This window comes from Xanthomonas sp. 3307 (genome assembly GCF_014199735.1).
Taxonomy (GTDB): Bacteria; Pseudomonadota; Gammaproteobacteria; order Xanthomonadales; family Xanthomonadaceae; genus Xanthomonas_A; species Xanthomonas_A rydalmerensis.
The window spans coordinates 1-5,590 of record NZ_JACHOG010000018.1 but is presented as its reverse complement, the minus strand read 5'-3'; the positions used below and the strand labels follow the sequence as shown (position 1 = coordinate 5,590).

The following is a 5,590-nucleotide window of genomic DNA, read 5'->3' as shown; positions in this document are numbered from 1 at the left end:
TTGACGGCAAGAAAAAAGCCGCTATGATGGGCGGCTCGGTTCGACGAAAAGCCTTCGGGTTTGAAGACGAGCCAGCGTCAACCGCCTCGAAATGAGGTGTTGACGGAAACAAAAAGCCCGCTATAATGGGCGGCTCACTCGGACGGAAACGTCGGGGCGAAAAAGGGAAAGGCGCTGAGGCCGGCCCCGAAGTTCTTTGACAGTGTGCGCAGGTAACTTGTGAGGACGCCTGCAGGTGGAAGTATGTCCATCTTGCAGACGTTCGAATCAAGAGCAACAAATCAATTGCTTTGCAAGCGATACGTAGCTTGGTTTGAACTCTGCATATCAAAGTATTGGCCTTCGGGCCTGTAATTTTAAGTGAAGAGTTTGATCCTGGCTCAGAGTGAACGCTGGCGGCAGGCCTAACACATGCAAGTCGAACGGCAGCACAGGAGAGCTTGCTCTCTGGGTGGCGAGTGGCGGACGGGTGAGGAATACATCGGAATCTACCTTTTCGTGGGGGATAACGTAGGGAAACTTACGCTAATACCGCATACGACCTTAGGGTGAAAGCGGAGGACCTTCGGGCTTCGCGCGGATAGATGAGCCGATGTCGGATTAGCTAGTTGGCGGGGTAAAGGCCCACCAAGGCGACGATCCGTAGCTGGTCTGAGAGGATGATCAGCCACACTGGAACTGAGACACGGTCCAGACTCCTACGGGAGGCAGCAGTGGGGAATATTGGACAATGGGCGCAAGCCTGATCCAGCCATGCCGCGTGGGTGAAGAAGGCCTTCGGGTTGTAAAGCCCTTTTGTTGGGAAAGAAAAGCAGTCGGTTAATACCCGATTGTTCTGACGGTACCCAAAGAATAAGCACCGGCTAACTTCGTGCCAGCAGCCGCGGTAATACGAAGGGTGCAAGCGTTACTCGGAATTACTGGGCGTAAAGCGTGCGTAGGTGGTTGTTTAAGTCCGTTGTGAAAGCCCTGGGCTCAACCTGGGAATTGCAGTGGATACTGGGCAACTAGAGTGTGGTAGAGGATGGCGGAATTCCCGGTGTAGCAGTGAAATGCGTAGAGATCGGGAGGAACATCTGTGGCGAAGGCGGCCATCTGGACCAACACTGACACTGAGGCACGAAAGCGTGGGGAGCAAACAGGATTAGATACCCTGGTAGTCCACGCCCTAAACGATGCGAACTGGATGTTGGGTGCAACTTGGCACGCAGTATCGAAGCTAACGCGTTAAGTTCGCCGCCTGGGGAGTACGGTCGCAAGACTGAAACTCAAAGGAATTGACGGGGGCCCGCACAAGCGGTGGAGTATGTGGTTTAATTCGATGCAACGCGAAGAACCTTACCTGGTCTTGACATCCACGGAACTTTCCAGAGATGGATTGGTGCCTTCGGGAACCGTGAGACAGGTGCTGCATGGCTGTCGTCAGCTCGTGTCGTGAGATGTTGGGTTAAGTCCCGCAACGAGCGCAACCCTTGTCCTTAGTTGCCAGCACGTAATGGTGGGAACTCTAAGGAGACCGCCGGTGACAAACCGGAGGAAGGTGGGGATGACGTCAAGTCATCATGGCCCTTACGACCAGGGCTACACACGTACTACAATGGTAGGGACAGAGGGCTGCAAGCCGGCGACGGTAAGCCAATCCCAGAAACCCTATCTCAGTCCGGATTGGAGTCTGCAACTCGACTCCATGAAGTCGGAATCGCTAGTAATCGCAGATCAGCATTGCTGCGGTGAATACGTTCCCGGGCCTTGTACACACCGCCCGTCACACCATGGGAGTTTGTTGCACCAGAAGCAGGTAGCTTAACCTTCGGGAGGGCGCTTGCCACGGTGTGGCCGATGACTGGGGTGAAGTCGTAACAAGGTAGCCGTATCGGAAGGTGCGGCTGGATCACCTCCTTTTGAGCATGACAGCTACGCCTGTCAGGCGTCCTCACAAGTAACCTGCATTCAGAGAGTTCCGCCACAGGGCGGAGCACCCCGAAATACCGGGGCCATAGCTCAGCTGGGAGAGCACCTGCTTTGCAAGCAGGGGGTCGTCGGTTCGATCCCGACTGGCTCCACCACTGACGAAGACTTTGGGTCTGTAGCTCAGGTGGTTAGAGCGCACCCCTGATAAGGGTGAGGTCGGTGGTTCGAGTCCTCCCAGACCCACCACTCTGAATGTATCGCACACTAAGAATTTAGATGCTCGGCGTTGAGGCCGTAGCGTTGTTCTTTAATAATTTGTGATGTAGCGAGCGTTTGAGAACAAACTTCTCGACGTGTCGTTGTGGCTAAGGCGGGGACCTCGAGTCCCTAGAAATTGAGTCGTTATAGTTCGCGTCCAGGCTTTGTACCCCTGGACTGAATATGACCTTGAGGCAACTTGAGGTTATATGGTCAAGCGAATAAGCGCACACGGTGGATGCCTTGGCGGTCAGAGGCGATGAAGGACGTGGCAGCCTGCGAAAAGTGTCGGGGAGCTGGCAACAAGCTTTGATCCGGCAATGTCCGAATGGGGAAACCCACTGCTTCGGCAGTATCCTGCAGTGAATACATAGCTGCTGGAAGCGAACCCGGTGAACTGAAATATCTAAGTAACCGGAGGAAAAGAAATCAACCGAGATTCCCTAAGTAGTGACGAGCGAACGGGGACTAGCCCTTAAGCTGGTATGGCTTTAGAAAAACAACCTGGAAAGGTTGGCCATAGAAGGTGATAGCCCTGTATTTAAAAGGGCCATTCCAGTGAAGACGAGTAGGGCGGGGCACGTGAAACCCTGTCTGAACATGGGGGGACCATCCTCCAAGGCTAAATACTCCTGACCGACCGATAGTGAACCAGTACCGTGAGGGAAAGGCGAAAAGAACCCCGGAGAGGGGAGTGAAATAGATCCTGAAACCGTGTGCGTACAAGCAGTAGGAGCTCGCAAGAGTGACTGCGTACCTTTTGTATAATGGGTCAGCGACTTACTGTTCGTGGCAAGCTTAACCGTATAGGGGAGGCGAAGGGAAACCGAGTCTGATAAGGGCGCATAGTCGCGGGCAGTAGACCCGAAACCGGGTGATCTAGTCATGCCCAGGGTGAAGGTCAGGTAACACTGACTGGAGGCCCGAACCCACTCCCGTTGCAAAGGTAGGGGATGAGGTGTGATTAGGAGTGAAAAGCTAATCGAACCCGGAGATAGCTGGTTCTCCTCGAAAGCTATTTAGGTAGCGCCTCATATGTATCCTCTCGGGGGTAGAGCACTGTTATGGCTAGGGGGTCATCGCGACTTACCAAACCATTGCAAACTCCGAATACCGAGACGGACTGTATGGGAGACACACGGCGGGTGCTAACGTCCGTCGTGAAAAGGGAAACAACCCAGACCCACAGCTAAGGTCCCAAATTCACTGCTAAGTGGAAAACGATGTGGAAAGGCATAGACAGCCAGGAGGTTGGCTTAGAAGCAGCCACCCTTTAAAGAAAGCGTAATAGCTCACTGGTCGAGTCGGTCTGCGCGGAAGATTTAACGGGGCTAAGCAGTGAACCGAAGCTTGGGGTGCATCGCGATAAGCGATGCGCGGTAGAGGAGCGTTCCGTAAGCCTGCGAAGGTGGATTGAGAAGTCCGCTGGAGGTATCGGAAGTGCGAATGCTGACATGAGTAACGACAATGCGGGTGAAAAACCCGCACGCCGAAAGCCCAAGGTTTCCTTGCGCAACGTTAATCGGCGCAGGGTGAGTCGGCCCCTAAGGCGAGGGCGAAAGCCGTAGTCGATGGGAAGCAGGTTAATATTCCTGCACCTCGCGTAAGTGCGATGGAGGGACGGAGAAGGTTAGGTGTACCGGGCGTTGGTTGTCCCGGGGAAAGGCGGTAGGTTTGGATCTTTGGCAAATCCGGGATCCTTTAAGACCGAGCACCGAGACGAGTCTTTTAGACGAAGTCACTGATACCACGCTTCCAGGAAAAGCTCCTAAGCTTCAGCTTACGCAGACCGTACCGTAAACCGACACAGGTGGGTAGGATGAGAATTCTCAGGCGCTTGAGAGAACTCGGGTGAAGGAACTAGGCAACATGGCACCGTAACTTCGGGAGAAGGTGCACCCTTTTTGGTGGCTCGTGCGAGCTATAGCTGAAGAGGGTCGCAGAAACCAGGCCGCTGCGACTGTTTATCAAAAACACAGCACTCTGCAAACACGAAAGTGGACGTATAGGGTGTGACGCCTGCCCGGTGCTGGAAGGTTAATTGATGGGGTCAGCCGCAAGGCGAAGCTCTTGATCGAAGCCCCAGTAAACGGCGGCCGTAACTATAACGGTCCTAAGGTAGCGAAATTCCTTGTCGGGTAAGTTCCGACCTGCACGAATGGCGTAACGACAGCGGCGCTGTCTCCACCCGAGACTCAGTGAAATTGAAATCGCTGTGAAGATGCAGCGTTCCCGTGGCAAGACGGAAAGACCCCGTGAACCTTTACTATAGCTTTACACTGAACGTTGAGTTCGTCTGTGTAGGATAGGTGGGAGGCTATGAAACTGTGGCGCTAGCTGCAGTGGAGCCATCCTTGAAATACCACCCTGTCGTGCTTGACGTTCTAACCTAGGTCCGTAATCCGGATCGGGGACCGTGTATGGTGGGTAGTTTGACTGGGGCGGTCTCCTCCTAAAGAGTAACGGAGGAGCACGAAGGTACGCTCAGCGCGGTCGGACATCGCGCACTGTGTGCAAAGGCATAAGCGTGCTTGACTGCAAGATCGACGGATCAAGCAGGTACGAAAGTAGGTCTTAGTGATCCGGTGGTTCTGTATGGAAGGGCCATCGCTCAACGGATAAAAGGTACTCCGGGGATAACAGGCTGATACCGCCCAAGAGTTCATATCGACGGCGGTGTTTGGCACCTCGATGTCGGCTCATCACATCCTGGGGCTGTAGTCGGTCCCAAGGGTATGGCTGTTCGCCATTTAAAGTGGTACGCGAGCTGGGTTCAGAACGTCGTGAGACAGTTCGGTCCCTATCTGCCATGGGCGTTGGAGATTTGAGAGGGGCTGCTCCTAGTACGAGAGGACCGGAGTGGACGAACCTCTGGTGTTCCGGTTGTCACGCCAGTGGCATTGCCGGGTAGCTATGTTCGGAAGCGATAACCGCTGAAAGCATCTAAGCGGGAAGCGCGCCTCAAGATGAGATCTCCCGGGACACAAGTCCCCTAAAGGAACCATGTAGACTACGTGGTTGATAGGTCAGGTGTGTAAGTGCAGCAATGCATTGAGCTAACTGATACTAATGATCCGTGCGGCTTGACCATATAACCTCAAGATGCTTCCTCATTAAGCATCCCTTAGCGCGACACACGTCGATCGCTCTCACTCGCTCGCTACATCACACCCTATGAGAGGCTGGCGCCCATGCCGTCCTCGGTCCAACAACCGAGTACCGTGCACGTGGCGACACTCCAACCGTCTCCCTGGTGAAATTAGCGCTGTGGAACCACCCGATCCCATCCCGAACTCGGAAGTGAAACGCAGCTGCGCCGATGGTAGTGTGGCTCAAGCCATGCGAGAGTAGGTCATCGCCAGGGGCTTTACCCCAAATCCCCGTCCCAAAAGGACGGGGATTTTTTATTGCGCGAGAAAAA

At 54.2% G+C, this 5,590-nt stretch carries 2 tRNA genes and 3 rRNA genes; all 5 read left to right on the top strand.

Annotated features, from left to right (window positions below):
* The first annotated feature begins 357 nt into the window (after positions 1 to 357).
* The 5 genes from GGR64_RS20650 (at position 358) to rrf (ending at position 5,533) form a co-directional block, all read left to right on the top strand.
* Positions 358 to 1,902, top strand: a 16S ribosomal RNA gene (locus tag GGR64_RS20650).
* A gap of 88 nt (positions 1,903 to 1,990) precedes the next feature.
* Positions 1,991 to 2,066: transfer RNA gene (locus GGR64_RS20645), tRNA-Ala, on the top strand.
* A 14-nt stretch (positions 2,067 to 2,080) separates the two neighbouring features.
* Positions 2,081 to 2,157: transfer RNA gene (locus GGR64_RS20640), tRNA-Ile, on the top strand.
* Positions 2,158 to 2,380: 223 nt separating this feature from the next.
* Positions 2,381 to 5,260, top strand: a 23S ribosomal RNA gene (locus GGR64_RS20635).
* A gap of 158 nt (positions 5,261 to 5,418) precedes the next feature.
* Positions 5,419 to 5,533, top strand: a 5S ribosomal RNA gene (gene rrf, locus GGR64_RS20630).
* Together the 16S, 23S and 5S rRNA genes with 2 tRNA genes alongside form the textbook arrangement of a ribosomal RNA operon.
* Positions 5,534 to 5,590: the final 57 nt, after the last annotated feature.